24 protein-coding genes are annotated in these 17849 nt (G+C 57.1%); 5 read left to right on the top strand and 19 right to left on the bottom strand.

What is annotated here, in order from left to right; all coding sequences use genetic code 11:
* Positions 1 to 265 precede the first annotated feature (265 nt).
* The 7 genes from J1W56_RS11290 to J1W56_RS11320 form a co-directional block, all read right to left on the bottom strand.
* Complete coding sequence (locus tag J1W56_RS11290) at positions 266 to 574, bottom strand: hypothetical protein (RefSeq protein WP_223613326.1); 309 nt, start codon at positions 572 to 574, stop codon at positions 266 to 268.
* Positions 575 to 670: 96 nt separating this feature from the next.
* Positions 671 to 970 carry a hypothetical protein gene (locus J1W56_RS11295; protein ID WP_223613327.1) on the bottom strand — a complete coding sequence of 100 codons (300 nt, stop codon included), beginning with the start codon at positions 968 to 970 and terminating at the stop codon, positions 671 to 673.
* A gap of 45 nt (positions 971 to 1015) precedes the next feature.
* Complete coding sequence (locus J1W56_RS11300; RefSeq protein WP_223613328.1) at positions 1016 to 1378, bottom strand: putative quinol monooxygenase; 363 nt, start codon at positions 1376 to 1378, stop codon at positions 1016 to 1018.
* 133 nt (positions 1379 to 1511) lie between these two features.
* Positions 1512 to 1694, bottom strand: a complete 183-nt coding sequence (locus tag J1W56_RS11305) for a hypothetical protein (protein ID WP_223613329.1) — start codon at positions 1692 to 1694, stop codon at positions 1512 to 1514.
* 203 nt (positions 1695 to 1897) lie between these two features.
* Positions 1898 to 2056, bottom strand: coding sequence for a hypothetical protein (locus J1W56_RS11310; RefSeq protein ID WP_223613330.1), 159 nt, complete (start codon positions 2054 to 2056; stop codon positions 1898 to 1900).
* Positions 2057 to 2247: 191 nt separating this feature from the next.
* Entirely contained in the window at positions 2248 to 3330 is a 1083-nt protein-coding gene (locus J1W56_RS11315; RefSeq protein ID WP_223613331.1) for an alkene reductase, read from the bottom strand.
* Between the two features lie 21 nt (positions 3331 to 3351).
* Positions 3352 to 3540, bottom strand: coding sequence for a hypothetical protein (locus J1W56_RS11320; RefSeq protein WP_223613332.1), 189 nt, complete (start codon positions 3538 to 3540; stop codon positions 3352 to 3354).
* A gap of 445 nt (positions 3541 to 3985) precedes the next feature.
* On the opposite strand from J1W56_RS11320, the gene J1W56_RS11325 reads away from it, so the two are divergent.
* Positions 3986 to 4525 (top strand): flavin reductase family protein, encoded by a 540-nt coding sequence (locus J1W56_RS11325; protein ID WP_223613334.1) that lies wholly within the window; start codon positions 3986 to 3988, stop codon positions 4523 to 4525.
* Between the two features lie 4 nt (positions 4526 to 4529).
* On the opposite strand, the gene J1W56_RS11330 is transcribed toward J1W56_RS11325, so the two are convergent.
* The 11 genes from J1W56_RS11330 to J1W56_RS11380 all read right to left on the bottom strand — a co-directional run bounded on the left by J1W56_RS11330 (position 4530) and on the right by J1W56_RS11380 (position 13710).
* Complete coding sequence (locus tag J1W56_RS11330) at positions 4530 to 4775, bottom strand: hypothetical protein (protein WP_223613335.1); 246 nt, start codon at positions 4773 to 4775, stop codon at positions 4530 to 4532.
* A 96-nt stretch (positions 4776 to 4871) separates the two neighbouring features.
* A complete protein-coding gene (locus J1W56_RS11335; RefSeq protein WP_223613336.1) occupies positions 4872 to 5288 on the bottom strand; it encodes an EamA family transporter in 417 nt (138 codons plus the stop codon).
* Complete coding sequence (locus tag J1W56_RS11340) at positions 5285 to 6463, bottom strand: GNAT family N-acetyltransferase (RefSeq protein WP_223613337.1); 1179 nt, start codon at positions 6461 to 6463, stop codon at positions 5285 to 5287. Before J1W56_RS11340 ends, J1W56_RS11335 begins: the two co-directional genes overlap by 4 nt.
* On the bottom strand, positions 6444 to 7262 hold the full coding sequence (locus tag J1W56_RS11345) for an alpha/beta hydrolase (protein WP_223613338.1): 819 nt from the start codon (positions 7260 to 7262) through the stop codon (positions 6444 to 6446). Before J1W56_RS11345 ends, J1W56_RS11340 begins: the two co-directional genes overlap by 20 nt.
* Complete coding sequence (locus J1W56_RS11350; RefSeq protein WP_223613339.1) at positions 7249 to 8124, bottom strand: fatty acid desaturase family protein; 876 nt, start codon at positions 8122 to 8124, stop codon at positions 7249 to 7251. Before J1W56_RS11350 ends, J1W56_RS11345 begins: the two co-directional genes overlap by 14 nt.
* Positions 8121 to 8474 (bottom strand): DMT family transporter, encoded by a 354-nt coding sequence (locus tag J1W56_RS11355; RefSeq protein ID WP_223613340.1) that lies wholly within the window; start codon positions 8472 to 8474, stop codon positions 8121 to 8123. Before J1W56_RS11355 ends, J1W56_RS11350 begins: the two co-directional genes overlap by 4 nt.
* The gene (locus J1W56_RS11360; RefSeq protein WP_223613341.1) at positions 8471 to 9424 is read right to left on the bottom strand and encodes an arginase family protein; all 954 of its coding nucleotides are present in this window, start codon (positions 9422 to 9424) and stop codon (positions 8471 to 8473) included. The genes J1W56_RS11355 and J1W56_RS11360 overlap by 4 nt, the downstream gene beginning before the upstream one ends.
* A 4-nt stretch (positions 9425 to 9428) precedes the next feature.
* A complete protein-coding gene (locus J1W56_RS11365) occupies positions 9429 to 10850 on the bottom strand; it encodes an aspartate aminotransferase family protein (protein ID WP_223613343.1) in 1422 nt (473 codons plus the stop codon).
* A 23-nt stretch (positions 10851 to 10873) separates the two neighbouring features.
* Complete coding sequence (locus J1W56_RS11370) at positions 10874 to 11557, bottom strand: MtnX-like HAD-IB family phosphatase (protein WP_223613344.1); 684 nt, start codon at positions 11555 to 11557, stop codon at positions 10874 to 10876.
* 123 nt (positions 11558 to 11680) lie between these two features.
* Positions 11681 to 13057 (bottom strand): sensor histidine kinase, encoded by a 1377-nt coding sequence (locus J1W56_RS11375; protein ID WP_223613345.1) that lies wholly within the window; start codon positions 13055 to 13057, stop codon positions 11681 to 11683.
* A complete protein-coding gene (locus tag J1W56_RS11380) occupies positions 13054 to 13710 on the bottom strand; it encodes a response regulator transcription factor (protein WP_223613346.1) in 657 nt (218 codons plus the stop codon). Before J1W56_RS11380 ends, J1W56_RS11375 begins: the two co-directional genes overlap by 4 nt.
* A 294-nt stretch (positions 13711 to 14004) precedes the next feature.
* Between J1W56_RS11380 and J1W56_RS11385 the strand changes: the two genes are divergently transcribed.
* The gene (locus J1W56_RS11385) at positions 14005 to 14379 is read left to right on the top strand and encodes a COG4315 family predicted lipoprotein (protein WP_223613347.1); all 375 of its coding nucleotides are present in this window, start codon (positions 14005 to 14007) and stop codon (positions 14377 to 14379) included.
* Positions 14380 to 14460: 81 nt separating this feature from the next.
* Here the strand turns inward: J1W56_RS11385 and J1W56_RS11390 are convergent, their stop codons facing one another.
* Positions 14461 to 15474 carry a Tim44 domain-containing protein gene (locus J1W56_RS11390; protein ID WP_223613348.1) on the bottom strand — a complete coding sequence of 338 codons (1014 nt, stop codon included), beginning with the start codon at positions 15472 to 15474 and terminating at the stop codon, positions 14461 to 14463.
* 221 nt (positions 15475 to 15695) lie between these two features.
* Here J1W56_RS11390 and J1W56_RS11395 point away from each other — a divergent pair, with 221 nt between their 5' ends.
* The 3 genes from J1W56_RS11395 to J1W56_RS11405 all read left to right on the top strand — a co-directional run bounded on the left by J1W56_RS11395 (position 15696) and on the right by J1W56_RS11405 (position 17734).
* Entirely contained in the window at positions 15696 to 16259 is a 564-nt protein-coding gene (locus J1W56_RS11395) for a tetratricopeptide repeat protein (protein WP_223613349.1), read from the top strand.
* Between the two features lie 63 nt (positions 16260 to 16322).
* Entirely contained in the window at positions 16323 to 16934 is a 612-nt protein-coding gene (locus J1W56_RS11400) for an RNA polymerase sigma factor (protein WP_223613350.1), read from the top strand.
* Complete coding sequence (locus tag J1W56_RS11405; protein ID WP_223613351.1) at positions 16931 to 17734, top strand: anti-sigma factor family protein; 804 nt, start codon at positions 16931 to 16933, stop codon at positions 17732 to 17734. The genes J1W56_RS11400 and J1W56_RS11405 overlap by 4 nt, the downstream gene beginning before the upstream one ends.
* Positions 17735 to 17849 lie beyond the last annotated feature (115 nt).

The raw sequence follows: 17849 nt of genomic DNA on the forward strand, positions 1-17849 counted from the left end.
TCTCAATGTAAAACCTCATCCAACCCGATCAAGGCTGTATTCCTGTCTTTCATAGATGTTCCGTCCCACGGGTGCAACAGATGACGCGCTAAAGTCTCGCCATAAGGACGCGGCTGATGCAAAAAGACAATAAAAAAGGCCGGGAATTCCCGACCTTTCCGAATTCGGCTCGACACCAGTGCCAGTACATCCGTGGTCAAAGACGGAGCCGAATTTCTGCAGCTGATGTAGGTGGCCGCATTGCCCATTTCAAGGGCAGGGGCGTTTACCGGCGATAAGCGCTCAAACCGGCGAGCAGACCGATCCCGGCAATTGCTGAGATAACTGCAACCGTGATCAGGGGATTTTCCTTGGCCTTGTCTGCCACGACCTGTGCTTCATCACCGACGAACCGCGCGGCCTTGCGGCCATGCCGCCTGACCGAACGATAAGTCGCGTTCGCCTGGTCGAGCAGATCATAACCCTGGTCGGACAGGGATTGGGTTATCCCTGAAAGCTCCTTGCGCAATGCGGCGATCTGGCTTTCCATATCCTCTTCGGCTGCGTCACGGGCTTTGGATATATTCGTTGCCATTCCGGAATTCCTTTCATCGATACAGGGGAATAACGGTGGCGCCGGCATTTGGTTCCAGAAAGCCCGCTCGGCAGACAGACAGACAGGCGAGGCCTGTCAGTTCCAGCAGCCGTGCGATTGTCCATTGAGATTATGGGAATCGATGTCTATTCCGGCCGAGAAATCATTGCGGGCGAGGTAGACGGCCGTTTCCGGCTTGATACGGATCTTGTTCCAGCCGGCACAACTGGTTGGGCCGGACGCTTTCGAGGTCTCATCCATCCAGCGCATGGCACCGCAATTGCTGATGGTCAAAAGACAGGGCAAAAGCATGGCCAGTGCCAGTTTGTTTTTCACAGGAAACCTTCTTATTGCCGCAGCAGGGACAGAGAATGAAAAAGTGCTGGAATTGTTCATCGCATATTTCGATGCCCGACGACATTCGACGTTAGGCATAGCTCCTCAATCATCATTGCTGGCATTCAGTTCCATGGTGGTCATGCCGTCGGCCGGCTTGGGGCTCAGCGACTTGGCCAGGATCAGCCGGCTGGATTTGAGCAATGGTGCATTGGCGGCACGCACTTTCGCAATGCGCGGATTGTTTTCGTGGGCGGTAACCGCCGCTTCATTGGCATAGAGTTCGTTGACCATGACCTTGTTGGCAATGGGGGTGCCGTCCCGCGCAATGGGTTTGATGACCTCGAACCGCAGGCAGCCCGGTTCCTCATCCAGTGTTTTGCGCGCATGCTCGCGAATGAGCGTGATGAATTCCTCTTCGCGACCCTCATGGGTCTCGAATTCTACGATAATTGTCAGTTCGGTCATGAAACTCGCCTCCCGCGTTCATTCTGCCGTTCTAGCAGCGGCCTCCTGACAAATCCAGACAGAAGCATAGCCAAGGCATTGTAAAGTCTGGATTTGGACGGGATGGATGGGCGGTATGGCGGAAGGCCGCTTGCTATCGCCGCACGGTGGCGAAGACCAGGAGAATGGCACCGATCACGATTGTGACGAGACCAATATACAGCCAGCGCGTCTGGCCGACCATAAAACTGCCGCCGAGGATGCTCAGGCCCTGCAACGCCCAGACGGTGCCCATGATGATCAGAAGCAACGCGACAATCGTCAGAACGATTTTCATAGCGGTCATCCTTACAAGCAAAACCCCTGCCTAAACGGAAGGGGTTTCACGGGTTGAGGCTTGATTTGGCTCTAACAAACTGGACTCTGGATAAAAATATCACGCATCGTTTCAGTGCGGCGCAGGCTCAAGGTACCGCTACACTCAACTTGGCGAAAGTTTAACATAGCCAGCTTTCATTTCAAAGAAAGAATGGCCGGAGCTCAGTTCACTTTTGCTTTCAGGCTGGCGATCTCTTCCTCCATTTGCCGGATCCGCTCCTCCAAGGCATTGATTGCCTTGAAGACGGCAATCCCCATGCTCTTGAAATCACCGCGATGGATTGCAGTCTCGATGGCTTGCTTGGCGCTATCAATGGACATTGCTTCCTCCGTTTCGATTGTGTGAACCGCAATGCTAAAGAAAAAAGCCCAATCCTCAAGGGGTATGAGGATTGGGCTGTGTTGGCTTGTGGGGGAAAGCCAAGACTGGTTGGGGTTACCAGTACCCACACAATGCTTCAGCGAAGGATTGGTTCCACACGGAGTGAAAATATTCTGGTTCCTGCCGGCGTTCAATCGTCAACAAGTTCAAGGCTCGGATAATCCGTATAGCCCTTGGCGTCGGTGGTATAGAATGTCGATTTGTCGGCCGCATTGAGCGTGGCATCGGTACGCCAGCGCTGCGGAAGATCCGGATTGGCGATGTAGGCTTCACCAATGGCAACCAGATCCGCGCCGCCATTGGCCAGCACGGCTTCCGCGTGTTCGCGCCTGTAGCCGCCTGCAACGATCAGCGGACCATGAAATGCTGCCCGGATGGCAGGCGCAACATCGGCTTGTCCATCGGGCACAACGGCCGGTGCCACGATGTGCAGATAAGCAAGGCCAAGAGGCTGGAGCAGGGCGGCGATCGCGGCAAAATGCGCAACGGGATCGCTGTCGCTCATGCCCTGAAAGGGATTGGTCGGCGAAAGTCGAACGCCGATGCGGCCCGCTGGCCAAAAGGCCTTCGCCGCCTCGATGACTTCACGCAGGAAGCGGAAGCGGTTTTCCACCGAACCGCCATAGCCGTCGGTGCGGACATTGCTGCCATCGCGCAGAAACTGATCGACGAGATAGCCGTTGGCACCGTGAATTTCGATGCCGTCAAACCCGGCATTTTTTGCACGCGCCGCAGCATCGGCGAATTCACCGACAATCCCGGCGATGTCATCGAGAGAGAGCGCCTGCGGCTCGACATAGGGTTCGGGGCCATTCGCCGTATAGATTTTTCCGGCAGCCGCCAGGGCCGAAGGACCGACAGGCCAACGGCCATCCCGCAATTGCGCGGGAAGGGCGGCTCTGCCCATATGCGACAGCTGGACAAAAATCCGCCCGCCCGCTGCGTGCACGGCGTCTGTTACCAGGCGCCAGCCGGCTTGCTGCGCGTCGTTGTAAAGGCCCGGGCGGGTTGGCACATCGACGCTGCTGTGCGGATCGATTTCCGTCGACTCCGTAATGACAAGCCCGGCGCTGGCGCGTTGCGCATAATAGAGAGCATTGAGGCTGCCGGGTATTTTCCCGTGCAGCGCGCGGTGGCGCGTCATCGGGGCCATGACGATCCGGCTTGGCAGCGTGAGATCACCGATTGTCAGCAAAGAGAACAGGGAAGCCATGGGATCGTCCGCTCATCTGGATCATGCGGGCAGGAGATTAAACAACGCGGCAAGATGGAATGCAAAGGCAATGGTGAAAATCACCGCGACAGTCATGCGGTCTCTGTTTTTGAAGAGACGCCGGAATGCCTGAGCTGGTGCAACGCGGGTGGTCGTGTAGTCAGTGGACGCCATCAGATTCGTTCTCTCCATGCTGGTGGTGCCAATCATCGGGCATTCAATAGACGATTAACACGATAGAGATTACTATTTTGATGGCCTCCTGGGTATGATTTTGTCTCAAAATGCCAATGACTGGAAATAAGTTCTCCTCTCCGTCTGTTTTCGTCATTCGCGGACAAAATGGCATTGCTGCCTGCGCGGTGGCTTGGCGCCGATTCCGGGGACTCACGACTGAGCCATTCCGGCGCGCATAGCACCATCAATCCCCAGCGCTCCGGTCGTTATTGCAGACATTTTAGATTTGGTTTCTCGAAATAGCCAAAAAACGCAAAACAAAATTGCCGAATGGTCGCAGGTTGAGCAAAGCACAATCTGGTTTGTCGCTATACCTATGTGCTGCAATGCAGGGGTGAGTGGCCGTCCGATCGAACGACCCGCCTGCCAGAGTGATCCCCAGGGTGATCCCCAAGATGATCCAATGAATGAGGAAAAAATGTCCGTCTTTCAGACCGGGGCGCGTGCCGCCCAGCATGAATTGACCGTGGAAGCTGACTTGTTCAAGGATTCCATGCGCCACCTTGCGGGCGCCGTGAGCGTTGTCACCGTCGGACGCGGCAACGACCGCACGGGGTTTACCGCCACGTCTGTTTCATCCCTGGCCATTGACCCGCCCTCGGTGATTGTCAGTCTCAACCGGGATTCGTCATCCTGGCCGGTCCTGCAGCGCCATGGCAGTTTCTGCGTGAATGTTCTGGCGCATGACCAGCGGCATGTGGCTGACAGCTTTGCGGGGCGTGGCGGGCGCAAGGGGATAGACCGTTATCTGGACGCGGAATGGCAGGAGCTGGCCACGGGAACCCTGGCGCTGAAGAATGCCCTGACAGTGCTTGACTGCGAACTCGACGATGCCATCGAGCGGCATTCGCACGGCATTCTCATCGGTCGGGTGCGCGCTGTCACGTTACGCCGGAATGCTGAACCGCTGCTCTACTGGCACGGCGCATACCGGCACATCACGCAGCCGGTCGAGTGATCAGTCAGGTGACAATGGCGGCAATCGAGCAGCCCACGAGGACAATCGTGGCCAGGAGAATCAAGCCATACAGTTTGGGCTGATTGAAAACGACGGCAAAGCCCAGAAAAAACCCGGTGCAGGACGCACCGAGTGCAAACAAAAATGCCGGCTGGTCATTGCTTGTGATCGAAAACGCCATCAATCCGGCAAGAACCAGCACGCCAAATGCAATGAAGATCCAGGTGGCAAAAGTTTCGTAGCGATCCATAGGTCCTGACCTTCGCGGTGCATGCGGTCTTGTCATGGCAGATTACATCGAAATATGGACACGCAGTCAAACATCATTGGCAGCTCTATCATCCGCCTAACGCAATTTATGGGGTATAGCGCCGGAGAGTGACGGTCCCGTGTCCTTTCGCTCCCCCGACGCTGTTCCAATCAGCCAGACCCCGATCAGAATCAGTGTGCTGCCGATAATCTGCAGCGGCGTGATGTCCTCATGGAAGATCAGCCAGCTGGTCGCCAGGATCATCACATAGCTGATACCGGTCAGGGGAAATGCCTTGCTCAGGTCGAGCTGTGCGAGCGCTTGCAGCCAGAAAACAAAGCAGATGACTTCGGCGGCAATGGCTGCGAGCATCCAGGGCGACGTGGCGGCGTGGATCAGCCAGGCCATATTAAAGCCAAGCCCGGTCATCTGTTCCGCTGCAAGCTTGATGAAAACCTGAAACAGCGTATTGAAGAGAGGAATGGCAAACCAGACGAGATTGATCGGCTTCATGCGCTGTCCTTCAGCGTTTCATCAGCAGCGAAGAGCGGCGAAGCCAGCCGCAATGCCCATTGAACGACCGGATTGCGGTGCTTGAAATACATGGTGTTGCGCGTGAGCCGGCTGCCGAGACGAATCTTGTTCTCGTAATAGGCCTGTCCGCTCTGATACCGGGTCATCCCATGTTCCAGGCAATGGCGCAGATTGGTGAACCAGCTCAGGTAATACAGGTTGTAGGCACGGCCTTCGGCGCTGTTCATGCAGAAGAACTTGTCGATCAGCGTGTTGCCGTCATGCACGAGCAGATTGGCGGCCAGCAGTTGGTCGCCGGCGTAGTAGAAGGTGCAGAACGACCGTCCCTGCATGCGGCGCAGGACGCCGTCGAAATAATCTGCGGTCAGTTCTTCAAACTGCCATTCACTGCGGTTGCGGGTGTCGTGGTAGAGCGCCATGACCTGCGGCAGCATCGTTCCGAAGTCGGATCGGTTTTCAATCCGGATCTTTTCGAATGACTTCATCTTCCGGCGCATATCCTTGCGGGTGCCGGAGGAAAGACGCGACATGTAGGTTTCGATGGAGTCGAAATTGATGTCGAGCCAGGCCGTCGGCAACCCCGGAATGCCCGCGAAGGCACGATCAGAAAAAACCGACGCAAAGGCCACCGTGGTTGGCTCCGGTACGTCCTTGATACCGATCAGCGAACAGCCATTCGCCTTGGCGTATTGCTCAAATCCAGACAAAACCAGCGAAAACAGCTCGGCCTTGCGCTGGTCCGGCAGATCGGGATGAAAGCCCGTGACGCCGTTCTCGGTACATGGAGAGCCCAGACAGGCGAGCTTCAGCGTCAGGAAGCGCGAATAGGTCTGCCGTATGCGGCGCAGAAACTGGCGCAGGCGGCCCTCTTCCAATGTCGTATCCAGCTGATAATCGGTCAGGAACGCCGGCATGGCCGCCAGCAGCCGCCCGTTCTCGACGACCGCGACATAGCGGAAGGCAAAACCGGCGATGCCGGCTTCCTCGATGGCGAGCAGGCAGTCATAATCCTCGACTTCCCCGGCAAAGCACATGTTCCATGCTTCGTGGCCGATATCGCGGATGGAATCGAACACGCGCGTCTGCGCCACCGCCGGGATTGCCGGCGATGCGGCCGTCTGAGGCAGGAACTGATCATGCATAGGCTGGTGCATTGTTTGCCTCGAAGAATTCCGCCGTGTAGTCACCGACCTTTTGACGCTGCCGGTCCACGTGGATCATATGGTAGCTGTCTTCGATCCATTTCAACTGATGCGGCCCGCCAATATGGCGGCTGATGTAGCGCGCATGTTTCGGGCTGCTCAGATCGTCTTCCGTCGCATGCAGGATCAGTGTGGGCGTTTGCATCTGCGGCAGGTTCTTCTTCAGCTCCTTGCCGAGACGATACATCTCGACGATGCCCTTGCCGGGGAATTTGTCGATGACGCCTTCCGCTTCCATACTTTCCATCATGCGGCGGATGCGTTCATCCTTGATACCCAGCGCCGATGTTTCGCTGAAATTCAGCCGGGCAACGGAGGGGATGTACGACAGGAGTTCGATGAACGGCGACAGCAGCCAGTAATAGTGCGGCACGTTCCAGCCGTCATAATGGAAGCAGGGCGAATAGATCGCCACAGCCTTGATGCTGTTCGGTTTGCGGTGTGCCGCCATCATCGACAATTTGCCGCCGATGCAGATGCCGGCCGCAAATGTTTCATTGTTGTAGGGTGCGAATTTTTCCGTCGCTTCCTCGACGCTGTGCAGCCAATCCTGCCAGCGCGTTTGCGTCAATGTCGCCATATCAACGCCATGCCCCGCCAGAAGCGGAGCATAGACGCTGTATCCCTTGCGATTCAGCTGTCGCGCCAGCATTTTCATTTCTGCCGGGGCACCCGTCAGTCCATGAACAAGCAATACACCTTTGCCATTCGAGCCTTCGAGGAAATAGCTCAATCCATCAGACATCTGCATCGATCATATCCGGGTTTCTGTTTTCCTTGGCCATGAAGCCCAGCGCATGGCAGGTGCTGATGACGTGGACGCCAGCCTTGTCCTGGTCTTCCTTGATCTTCTCGTGGAAGGTGCGCAGTTCGGTCCAATGGGTCTTCGGACGATAGTGGTGCTCGGCATGGTAGCCGTTGCCGAACCACAGCCAGTTGTAGAAGCGGTTATGGCTGCTGACGCCCCAGGCGATGGGTTCTTCCGGATCGCCGTTGAGGTGCTCGTAATAGCCGTTGAGCGAGGAGAGGCAATTCCCCAGATAGTAGAAGGGAACGAAGAACAGCATCGCCTTCCAGTCATAGAGGAAGCCGATCGCTGCCAGACCCAGGAAGGCATAGAGTTCGAAACGGCCCCATTTGGCGTCAAACGGGCGGTTCTTGGCGATGGCCTTGTGAATATCGCCGAGGCTGTCACGGAAGAAACTCAGGAACGTATAGCTCCATACATTTTCCGGCTCGCCATTCTTGCCATGGCGGTAGATCGACAGCCAGTCGATGGTTTCACCCTTTTCGTTCGGGCGATCGCTGTTGCCCGAGTGATGGCGCATGTGGATCCATTGATAATAGGTCTGCGAGAAGCCGATCGTGATCGATTCGAGCAGGCTGAAGGCATAGTTCATCGCACGCGGCTTGAAGTAGGGCGTGTGGATGAAGTTGTGCGAAATGCTGTTGATGTTCCACGAGATCGATACCGCATAGAACCCGCCCAGAACGAGCGACAGCCACAGAGGGCGGCTTTCGAAGCCGACAACCAGATAGATATTGAAGAGAAGGTGAGCGATGGCTGCCAGAACAGGCGCGATATCCCACCTTGTATGAGCGAAGAGTTTCATAATCCTGTTGCTCCTACACAAGCCACACCGGCTGTGATGAACAGCACACCGGCTGCGTGGCGAAGGTTGATTTGTTCTTTGAATATCCATGCTCCGGCGAGCACGATGACGACATAGCTCAAGGCCATGAGCGGAAAGGCAATCGACAGCGGCACGTGTTCGAGCACGATCGTCCAGCCGATGAGTTCGAGAGCCCAGAAAAAGACGCCGAGCCAGGTCATGGGTTTGACCAGGGCCGCGGACAGCGTTTCGTTATCGGCGGAATGTTTGAAGCAGACTTCCCGTGCGGTCTCCGTCAGCACACAGAACGCGATCAGGGCCAGCATGGCAGGGGTGAGGGTGCCGGTCATCCCATGGCCTCCGACAGGACTTCCAGCAATGCATGGTTCGCAGCACTGTTGATATTGGTTGTAAGCACCGGGTCGGGCGTCGTGTGCGGCTGGTCGATGAAGATTTCCGCACGCTTGGTGAAGCGCGTCCACAAGTTGCCGGCATAGGACGGCGTCGAATAGTCACCGGTCACATCAGCACCGATAATCCGGTGACGCTTGCTGATCTCGGTGATGAGAGACAGCACATAGGGCAGACGCATGTGTCCCTGGTCCCAATTGGTGATGGCATCATCGTGCACCAGCACATCCTTGTCGATGGTGAGGTACACGGCCTCGGTCTTGATGCGCGACAACAGCTGACCGATGAAATTGTCTTCACCGATCTCCGAGATCGTCTTCCAGCTCAAGACACCGTTTTTCTGCTCGTAGCTGGCACCACTGCCGTACTCCTTGCGGACCCGGCTTGGTGCATGGCTATAGGGATAAAGTTCCAGTTGTCCCTGCTGCAGCAAGGACAGGTTGGCACCCTTGCGTTCGGGATTGGTCAGATCGTCGCTGCAGACGCCGATTGTCACAATCTTTTCAAGGCCGGGATGCTGCAGGGCGCGGTTGATCCACGAGCCGCAATGCATGCCATTGCCGAAATGCACCCAGTCCGGATGATTGTCGAAGTGAATGAGCGTTGCCGGGCCCGGATTGTTTTCAAGGGCGGCCGCGACCAGAAGGGCACTGACATGGTGGAAATCGCCGGATCCCATGAAACACAGATGCGGCTTCTTCTGATCGCCAACCATTTGCCGGGAAAGACAGCCGTCGAGGGCATCGATGGCTGTCTGGTGGCCCCACAGACGAACCATCAGGCCGTGGTCTTCCGCGTGGATCTGGCGCGCGCCGGTTCGCATACAGGCGCGCACGAAGTCGGGTTGCAACTCCAGCGCATCATCAAGGTGAAGAAGGAGGAGTTGCATCCGATTATCTCTTGGCGGCGCGCGTGAAAAGCTGATCGAGCAGGGTCAGCGCCAGGTCGATTTCCTCACGGGTAATCAGCAGGTTTGGTGCCAAGGTGATGACGTTCTTGTAGTAGCCGCCAACATCGAGCACGAGACCGTACTTCTTGTTGCCGACGACCAGATCGCCCTTCATGCCTTCATCGGCCATCCAGTCGAGCGTTGCCTTGTCGGGCGTGAAGCCGTCTTCCTTGCAGATTTCGACACGCAGCGCGAGGCCGAGGCCGTCCACGTCGCCGATGGTGGGATGACGCTTCTGCAGCTCTTTCAGACCATCGAGGAAATAGGCACCCTTTTCCATGACGGCTGCGCCGAAGTCTTCTTCTTCGAGCATTTTCATGGTTTCGAGGGCAACAGCGGTACCCATCGGGTTGCTGGCGAAGGTCGAATGGGTGGAGCCGGGCGGGAAAATGCCGGGATTGATCAATTCTTCCTTGGCCCAGACGCCGGACAGTGGGTTGAGGCCGTTGGTGATTGCCTTGCCGAACACGAGTGCATCGGGTGTCACGCCGAAATGTTCGATCGACCACAGCTTGCCTGTGCGGTAGACGCCCATCTGGATTTCGTCGACCACGAGCAGAATGCCATGATCATCGAGGACCTTCTTGAGTTCCTTGAAGAAGTTCATCGGCGGAATGACATAGCCGCCGGTGCCCTGGATCGGTTCGACATAGAATGCGGCGTATTCGGCCTTGCCGGTCTTCGGGTCCCACACGCCGTTATATTCGCTTTCGAACAGGCGGGCGAACTTCTGAACGCAGTAATGACCGTACTCTTCCTTGCTCATGCCCTTGGGGCCGCGGAAGTGGTAGGGGAATTCGATGAACTGGGCGCGGTCGCCGAAATGACCGTAGCGGCGGCGATAGCGATAGCTCGAGGTGATCGCGGATGCACCGAGCGTGCGGCCGTGGTAACCACCCTCGAAGGCGAACATCAGGCTCTTGCCGCCGGTATAGTTGCGAACCAGCTTGAGCGAGTCTTCAACGGCCTGCGAACCGCCGACGTTGAAATGAACACGGCCCTTGGCACCGAACTTGCGCTCGGCATCCTTGGCGATCATGGCGGCCAGTTCAACCTTTTCGCGATGCAGGTACTGCGAGGCAACCTGAGGAAGCGTATCCAGCTGGCGATGCGCCGCGGCGTTCAGGCGCGGATTGCGGTAGCCGAAATTGACCGCCGAATACCACATCTGCAGGTCGAGGAACGGGGTGTCCGTGGCGTCGTAGACGTAGGAGCCTTCGCACCGGTCGAAGAACATCGGATGATCGGTATAGTGAACCGTATCGCCATGCGAGCAATATTCCTGCTCAAGGGCGCGAAGTTCGGCTTCGGAGATCTGCTTGGGGGCAGCATTGTCATTCTGCTCGATGGCAAGGTTGGTTTTCATGAAGATTCTCTTCTGTTGCATTTTTACGCCGTGGCGTAACGGGGAGCGCTCTCGTGATGGCGATTGAAGCCGGGGAGCGCATTCTTCAGGCTCTGGGTAAGATCGGAAAAGTTCTCGTAGCCGACGAACGGAATGGCTTGTTCCGTGCAGAACTCGGCCAGCTTGTCCTTGGCGAAGACCAGTTCCGGCTTGTCGGAGACGCAGAAATCGGAGCGGCCGTCGCCAATATAGACCCGCGTATCGAAGGCCTCGACGGAACGGCATTTGCAGACACCGGCGGCCGACGAACAATCGATATCGCTGTACGGTGAACTGAGTTCATAGCGGGTGTGACCATTCACGCCGGAGATCGTCAGCTTGTTGGCGATGACCGGGAGATAATCGAGCTTGTGCCGGGCAAGGATGCGCTTGATGAAATAATCGACACCGTCGCTGATGATCGTGACCGGAATGCCCTGTGCCCAGCAGAAGTCGATAAAGGCAGGGAAGGTTGGATCTATGGCGATGTCATCAAGCGCGCTGTCCAGTTCCTGATGCGTTGCTTCGATCAGGGCGATCTGGCGTGCCATGCATTCAGCGGAACCAATGAGGCCCTGCTTCCATTGCTGTTCGATATCTTCCCAGGCAGGGCTGGCTAATCGTTCAAGAATGAAATCGGTAGCGTCCTCAAGCGAAATGGTCCCGTCAAAATCACAAAATACATGCATGCAGACACTCCTCGTGCGAACGTGAGGAGCTTCTAGCATCGATGGATGATCGCTAAATTATGCGAAGATGATGCCAAACTGAAATCGATGGAGGGCAGACAGAGCCGTCGTGTGGAAGCGAAATTATGCTTTTGGTAGAAGCACTTCTACGAGAAGACCCTTTCCGGAAGCTGGGGATTTCAATGCAATCGTGCCGGACAGGCGCTTGACGATATCGGCAACGATCGTCAGGCCCAGCCCGGTTCCCTCGATCTGCGGCGTATCAATACGATAGAATCGCTGGAATACGGCCTCCCGGTGATGTTCGGCGATACCGGGCCCGCTGTCTGAAATGGACAGGCGCCAGTAATTGTTGGCCGCCGTGATCGCCACGCGTATCTTGCCGGCACCGGGCGTATATTTCACCGCATTTTCGATGAGATTGCTGATCATGAGACGAAGCAGGGGCTCATCGGCCCGCACCAGCGCCTTCTCGTCACCGTCGAGCGACATGTCCAGCTGCTTTGCCGTTATCAGATTTCCCATTTCGGCAACGACGGATGCCACGCTGCTGTACAGCGGTACGTCCTGCAATTGCATGGGCTGATGACCGACGCGGGCGGCACGCAGCAATTGCTCGATCAGATAGGTGGCCCTTTCATTGCTGATGATAAGGTCGGCGATGATAGCCTGCCGCTCCTTCTCGTTGTCAGCCTGGGCCAGCATTTGCAGCAGAAGCTTCAATGCCGCCTGCGGCGTGCGCAACTGATGGGCGGCATGATCGGCAAAGCGCCGTTCCGCCTTGAGCGAATCATCGAGATCCTCGAGCAACTGGTTGATCGAGCGGCCGAGGGGAGACAGATCCCTTGGCAGCGTATCGACCGGAATGGCTGAAAGGTCGTCCGGAGAGCGGCTGCGGATCTGCTGCACCAGCATGCGGATGGTGCTGAGGCCGCTGTTGATGCCAAACCATATCAGCAGTGCGATCAACGGGATGAGGATCAGCAGGGGGAAGATAAGGTTGAGCAGGATGTTCGACACCAGCGTCTGGCGCATGGCGACCTTTTCCGCCACCTCGATCACAACATGCGTTTCGGGGATCGGCAGGGAGTAAATCCGCCAAAGTTCGCTGTCATAGGGAACATTGGTGAAGCCGGCGCGCTGCAAGGGGATTTCAGCCGGAAATGTCGACCCGGAGAAAAGGACGATCTTGTTGTCCTTCCATGCCCGGAACATATGTGCGTCGGCATAGTCATCCGCGTCCTCGTTCAGCGCGAGCTGGTTGCCCATGTTGAAATCGATATCGGCGATCTGCTTGGGCGGGGCGTCTCCCGTTTCATCAAACTGATTGTGAAGAAGCATCCACAGGACATTGGCATCATTGATTAATTGTGCGTCGTAGACATTGTTGATTTCACGCGTGGCGCTGTTGAATGCAAAACCGCCGATGATGGCCATGGTGATGAGGATCGTCGGCGTAACGCGAAAGAACAGATTGCGGGTAAGGGTAGGCCTGCTCATGCGTCCACCATATAGCCCACGCCCCGGATGGACTTGATGAAATCGCTGCCGAGTTTCTTGCGCAGATTATAGATCGTGACTTCGGTCGTATTGCTCTCGACCGCACTCTCGGCGCTGTACAGCGCATACTCGATATCGCTTTTTGTGACGTATTTGCCGGCGCGTTCCATCAGGAGCTTCAGCAGCTGGAACTCCTTGGCGGTCATCATCACCTGATTTGAAGCCTTGCGCACGACCTTGGCTGCGGGATCGACTTCGACATCGGCGCATCTCAGGATCGTGTCGACACGGCCCTCGCTGCGGCGAACCAGGGCGCGCAAGCGGGCGAGCAGTTCATCGAGATCGAAAGGCTTCACCAGATAATCGTCGGCGCCGCTGTCGAGGCCTTCCACTTTGTGCAGCGGGGTATCGCGGGCGGTCAAAAGCAGAATGGGAACAAGATTCTTGTCGCGCCGGGTCGCCCTGAGCACTTCAAGTCCGCTCATCCTGGGCAAGTTGATGTCAAGAACGACAACAGCAAAGCTCGAATCCTGCATGGCTGCGAGCCCGGTTTCACCGTCCTGCATCCAGTCGACGCCATAGGCATGCTTTTCCAGCGCCTTCTTCAACGAGGAGCCGAGCATCGTGTCATCTTCAATAAGCAGCAATCGCATTGTTCAGATCATCGTTTGAATGCTGGAAAACAGCATTTGGGGCAGCAACGGGTGGCGGATAGGCTGGAATCTCGGTTTTTTGCAGGCGACCGGGTTCCAGCCTACACTGGATTGAAACAATCATTACGCTGTTTTCGCTTCGTTACCAATCGTCTCAATTGTTGTTCGCGGGTTCTTCTCTTGTGCCTCAATTCGGATCAGAATGGGTCGCACCGTCATGAACCGCGAAGTACATTCGCGTAAAATGGGTATTGCTGGCGTGTCGCCGGTCAAACCGATGAGGGAGTGAAATCGATGAAAACACTGCTGATAGCAATGAGTCTTCTGGCCGCCACGACCCTGACAGCATTTGCCGCTGAGCCGGCAAAGATGGTTGAAACAAAAGCCGGAAAGGTGCTCGCCACCGAAAAAGGCATGACGCTCTATACGTTCGACAAGGATGCCAAGGGCAAATCCAATTGCGATACGGACTGCCTGAAAAAATGGCCGGCTTTCCACGCCGATGCCAAAGCGAAGGCCGCAGGCAAGTGGTCGCTCGTCAAAGCCGCCGATGGCAAGGATATGTGGGCTTACGATGGAAAGCCGCTCTACACCTTTGCCAAGGATGCAAAGGAAGGCGAGACCGGCGGTGACGGTGTCGGCAGCGTCTGGCACGTCGTAAAGCAGTAAAAGCGGCAACAGTCCGGAATCAACAACGGCGCAGAAGCCTCGCTTCTGCGCCGTTGTTCAGATCAATGGCAGGTGACCGGATCAAGCCGCCTGAATGGCTGACAGCTTCCATTCCGAGCCGTCCTTGCGCACAAAGGTCCACACCTCCGTGGTTTCGGTCGGCCTGGTGTTGTCGCCATCGACAAGACGGCCCGTCGTCCGGTCGAGCATCGCATCGATGCTGGAATAGTGCATTGCCAGCGTGGCGTAATCGGCATTGTTCTCGTGCCACGATTCAGCGATATCGCCCTGGAGCAGCTTGACGTCGGAAACGCTGTTGCGCACGCCCTTGGTTGCATTCTCCCCGAGCTCTTCCGCCAGATAGGACATGGCTTCCGGCGTGGTGAGGGACCGCAGTTCGGCATAATTTTCCGTCCCGTAGGCGGTCTGCACCCTGGTCAGAAGCTGCTCGAACTGATTGAGGTCCGACTGTGTCAGGCCGAGTTCATCGGTCGACGCGGAGGCTTGTGCCGGCCTCGCGTTCTGGGAAGGCTGGGAAGAACCGGAACCCATCGCCGCTCCAACGGTCGGAATACGGAATGAGGGAGATGCGGACGGGTCAGCCTGCCGGCCAAAACCCTGGCCGGATACCGGACCCGAAGCGGCAAGAGGCGACTGTCGGCGCTGGGCGAAAAACCGCATGGCCAGCATGATCGCGCCAATCACCAGGCCGATCTGCAGCAGCATGCCGAGGAAACCGAAGCCGCCGCCGAAACCGTGACCGAGCAGTGTACCGATCAAACCGCCGACCAGCAGGCCGCCCAGCATGGAACCGCCAAAACCGCTGAAGAAACCGGGGCGCGGCGCGGCTGCCTGCGGCTGCATGGCCGAGGGCTGGTTCGTTTGCGGGCGCGGGGTCATTGTCCGTTCAATCGGCGCGGCAGGCGACGGTGCTGTCCGGGTGGCTGCGGGCGCATCGAACGTGCGCGTGCCGCGGCTGCCAAATCCGCCGCTCGCCCGCCTTGCGTCGGCGATATCAAATGCACTCAGCGTGACAGCCAAGGCCAGAACGAGCAACACAACGATGCGAATGATGCGGGAAGCAGTACCAGACATAAATTTCTCCTGTTACGCACCAGCCAATTTTCAGCGCGCCACCCGCATATAGAAAGCGGTGCCGGCAATTTTAAGTGCCGACCAGGATAAAACGGACAATTCTGGGTGGATTTTTTGCTTTCCGACTGTTGGATTTTAAAGAATATTTCCCGGCGTGCCGAATAAAGCGGATATCCCGCGTGTTCTCCCATCGCAGTCCCTTTGCTTCAGGAGAAAACGTGATGTTCAACATAGGAAAATTCCCGTCCGTTGGCCGGATTTATCCGGTCGTCCTGCTCGGCGCATGCCTTGCAGGTGCAGTCATTTCCGGTCCTGTATATGCGGCTGGAGGCGGCGGTGGCGACTCGAACGCGACGCCGACCTGCCCGAAGGGCGAAGTCTGGAGCTCGAAAGCGCAAAAATGCGTCAAGCAGCAGGGCAGCCTGCTTCCGGATTCCGATCTGACGAATTATGCCTTTGCACTGGCAGAGGCCGGCCGTTATGAAGAAGCGCTTGGCGTCCTCGATACGCTGAAGAATCCCAATACCGCCGTCGCCCTGAATTACCGTGGTTATGCCACCCGCAAGCTGGGCCGCACGGACGAAGGGATCGGCTATTACATGAAATCCGTTGAGCTCGACCCCCAATACGCCAAAGTGCGCGAATATCTCGGCGAGGCCTATGTCATCAAAGGTCATCTTGATCTTGCCAAGGATCAGCTGACCAAGATCAGAGGTATTTGCGGAACCGGTTGCGAGGAATATCGCGATCTGGCGGAAGCCATCGAGAATCCGTCCAAGCTGTAAGGAAGTGAGCGCCGCGAACCAGCGAACCGGCGAGCAATCATGACAATTCAAAGCGGATTCATCATGCCTGTCGCATATCCAACGGTTCCTGCTTATAGTCAGTCAAAGCGTAGCAAGGAGTCATCGGACCGTGTTGCCCGGTCCGATGCGGAGGCGACCATCGCAAACGAGCAGGAAATCCGGACGGGACTTTCCCAACACCTTACGCGGCTTTGGCGCTATGCGGTGGTGTTGTCTCACCAGCGCGATGTGGCCGACGATCTGGTGCAGGCAACCTGTGTGCGCGCGTTGGAGCGGGCAAACCAGTTTGCGCATGGCACGCGGCTTGATCGCTGGCTGTTTTCCATTCTTCATTCCATCTGGCTCAACGAAGTCCGGTCGCGCCGCGTGCGGATGGGGCAGGGCTTTGTCGATGCCGATGAAACCCTGGTTTTCGACGGGGCGAGGGACACCGAGACGCATATCTTTGCCAATCAGGTTCTGCGTCAGGTCCAGGCCTTGCCGGAGGCGCAAAGGACCGTGGTCTTCCTCGCCTATGTCGAGGAGCTTTCCTATCGCGAGGTGGCCGAACTCCTGGATATTCCCATCGGCACGGTCATGAGCCGGCTGGCAGCTGCGCGCGCGAAGCTTGCAGCATCCGCCGGTCAGGGCAGGCAAGAGGGGAGCGCGCAATGACCGACCCCAATCACAACACGATGAAAAATGATGAAATGCTGGTGGCCTATCTCGATGGCGAACTTGATCCGGATACACGCCGGCAGGTTGAAGGTCTGATCGAGAGCGACGAGGCCGTTGCCGGCCGTCTGCATTTTCTCGCCTCGAGCAACTTGCCCTTCAAGAATGCCTTTGATCCGCTGCTTGACAAGGCACCGGCAGAAAAACTGCAATCCATGCTGGCTGGCATTTCGCCGCCCGAGCCGGTCAGATCACAGGTCAACGGCTGGAATCGGCGGAGTTTCCTGGCAGCGGCAATCGGCTTCATTGCCGTCGGTGTGGCGGTCGACCGGACCTTCCTCGGCCTGCGGTCCAGTCTGCACGGCGATCAGGACGGCAGTGACTGGCGCGCGGTCGTCGCGCAATACATGTCGCTCTATACCCGGGAGACATTGGGCAATGGGCCCGTGGACGTTGCGGTACAGTCGGCGCAATTGCGGGATGTCGGGTCGCAACTTGGCCTTTCGCTGACGCCTGATCGCGTGCAGCTGCCGGGCGCCGTATTGAAGCGGGCTCAGATTCTGGCCTATGAGGGCAGGGCCCTGGGGCAGATTACCTATCTGGATGCGGCACAGGCGCCGATGGCACTGTGTATTGTCCAGTCCTCCAAGGGACCAAGGGCCGCAGATACCGAACGGCGCCATGGGATGAATGTCGTGTACTGGTCGAGCGATACCCACGCGTTCATGCTGATCGGGCACGAATCACTGGATGCCATCAAGACAATGAGCGACAGGCTGCATCAAAGCCTGCCCGTATAGTGCCGCTCCCCCTGTGACAGCGCGTTCCGGAGGCGGCACTGAAACCGTTTCCATTTCATTTTGGCTTCAGGTTCGCGTAATCCTGCGATCATCGGCACATGCTACGAGCCGAAAA

Origin of the sequence: Phyllobacterium calauticae, assembly GCF_019991125.1 — a bacterium.
Taxonomy (GTDB): domain Bacteria; phylum Pseudomonadota; class Alphaproteobacteria; order Rhizobiales; family Rhizobiaceae; genus Phyllobacterium; species Phyllobacterium calauticae.

Excerpts from the sequence above, each read along its gene's own strand:
- J1W56_RS11290 (WP_223613326.1), bottom strand. The coding sequence starts at position 574 with ATGGCAACGAATATATCCAAAGCCCGTGACGCAGCCGAAGAGGATATG.
- J1W56_RS11295 (WP_223613327.1), bottom strand. The coding sequence starts at position 970 with ATGAACAATTCCAGCACTTTTTCATTCTCTGTCCCTGCTGCGGCAATA.
- J1W56_RS11300 (WP_223613328.1), bottom strand. The coding sequence starts at position 1,378 with ATGACCGAACTGACAATTATCGTAGAATTCGAGACCCATGAGGGTCGC.
- J1W56_RS11305 (WP_223613329.1), bottom strand. The coding sequence starts at position 1,694 with ATGAAAATCGTTCTGACGATTGTCGCGTTGCTTCTGATCATCATGGGC.
- J1W56_RS11310 (WP_223613330.1), bottom strand. The coding sequence starts at position 2,056 with ATGTCCATTGATAGCGCCAAGCAAGCCATCGAGACTGCAATCCATCGC.
- J1W56_RS11315 (WP_223613331.1), bottom strand. The coding sequence starts at position 3,330 with ATGGCTTCCCTGTTCTCTTTGCTGACAATCGGTGATCTCACGCTGCCA.
- J1W56_RS11320 (WP_223613332.1), bottom strand. The coding sequence starts at position 3,540 with ATGATTGGCACCACCAGCATGGAGAGAACGAATCTGATGGCGTCCACT.
- J1W56_RS11325 (WP_223613334.1), top strand. The coding sequence starts at position 3,986 with ATGTCCGTCTTTCAGACCGGGGCGCGTGCCGCCCAGCATGAATTGACC.
- J1W56_RS11330 (WP_223613335.1), bottom strand. The coding sequence starts at position 4,775 with ATGGATCGCTACGAAACTTTTGCCACCTGGATCTTCATTGCATTTGGC.
- J1W56_RS11335 (WP_223613336.1), bottom strand. The coding sequence starts at position 5,288 with ATGAAGCCGATCAATCTCGTCTGGTTTGCCATTCCTCTCTTCAATACG.
- J1W56_RS11340 (WP_223613337.1), bottom strand. The coding sequence starts at position 6,463 with ATGCACCAGCCTATGCATGATCAGTTCCTGCCTCAGACGGCCGCATCG.
- J1W56_RS11345 (WP_223613338.1), bottom strand. The coding sequence starts at position 7,262 with ATGCAGATGTCTGATGGATTGAGCTATTTCCTCGAAGGCTCGAATGGC.
- J1W56_RS11350 (WP_223613339.1), bottom strand. The coding sequence starts at position 8,124 with ATGAAACTCTTCGCTCATACAAGGTGGGATATCGCGCCTGTTCTGGCA.
- J1W56_RS11355 (WP_223613340.1), bottom strand. The coding sequence starts at position 8,474 with ATGACCGGCACCCTCACCCCTGCCATGCTGGCCCTGATCGCGTTCTGT.
- J1W56_RS11360 (WP_223613341.1), bottom strand. The coding sequence starts at position 9,424 with ATGCAACTCCTCCTTCTTCACCTTGATGATGCGCTGGAGTTGCAACCC.
- J1W56_RS11365 (WP_223613343.1), bottom strand. The coding sequence starts at position 10,850 with ATGAAAACCAACCTTGCCATCGAGCAGAATGACAATGCTGCCCCCAAG.
- J1W56_RS11370 (WP_223613344.1), bottom strand. The coding sequence starts at position 11,557 with ATGCATGTATTTTGTGATTTTGACGGGACCATTTCGCTTGAGGACGCT.
- J1W56_RS11375 (WP_223613345.1), bottom strand. The coding sequence starts at position 13,057 with ATGAGCAGGCCTACCCTTACCCGCAATCTGTTCTTTCGCGTTACGCCG.
- J1W56_RS11380 (WP_223613346.1), bottom strand. The coding sequence starts at position 13,710 with ATGCGATTGCTGCTTATTGAAGATGACACGATGCTCGGCTCCTCGTTG.
- J1W56_RS11385 (WP_223613347.1), top strand. The coding sequence starts at position 14,005 with ATGAAAACACTGCTGATAGCAATGAGTCTTCTGGCCGCCACGACCCTG.
- J1W56_RS11390 (WP_223613348.1), bottom strand. The coding sequence starts at position 15,474 with ATGTCTGGTACTGCTTCCCGCATCATTCGCATCGTTGTGTTGCTCGTT.
- J1W56_RS11395 (WP_223613349.1), top strand. The coding sequence starts at position 15,696 with ATGTTCAACATAGGAAAATTCCCGTCCGTTGGCCGGATTTATCCGGTC.
- J1W56_RS11400 (WP_223613350.1), top strand. The coding sequence starts at position 16,323 with ATGCCTGTCGCATATCCAACGGTTCCTGCTTATAGTCAGTCAAAGCGT.
- J1W56_RS11405 (WP_223613351.1), top strand. The coding sequence starts at position 16,931 with ATGACCGACCCCAATCACAACACGATGAAAAATGATGAAATGCTGGTG.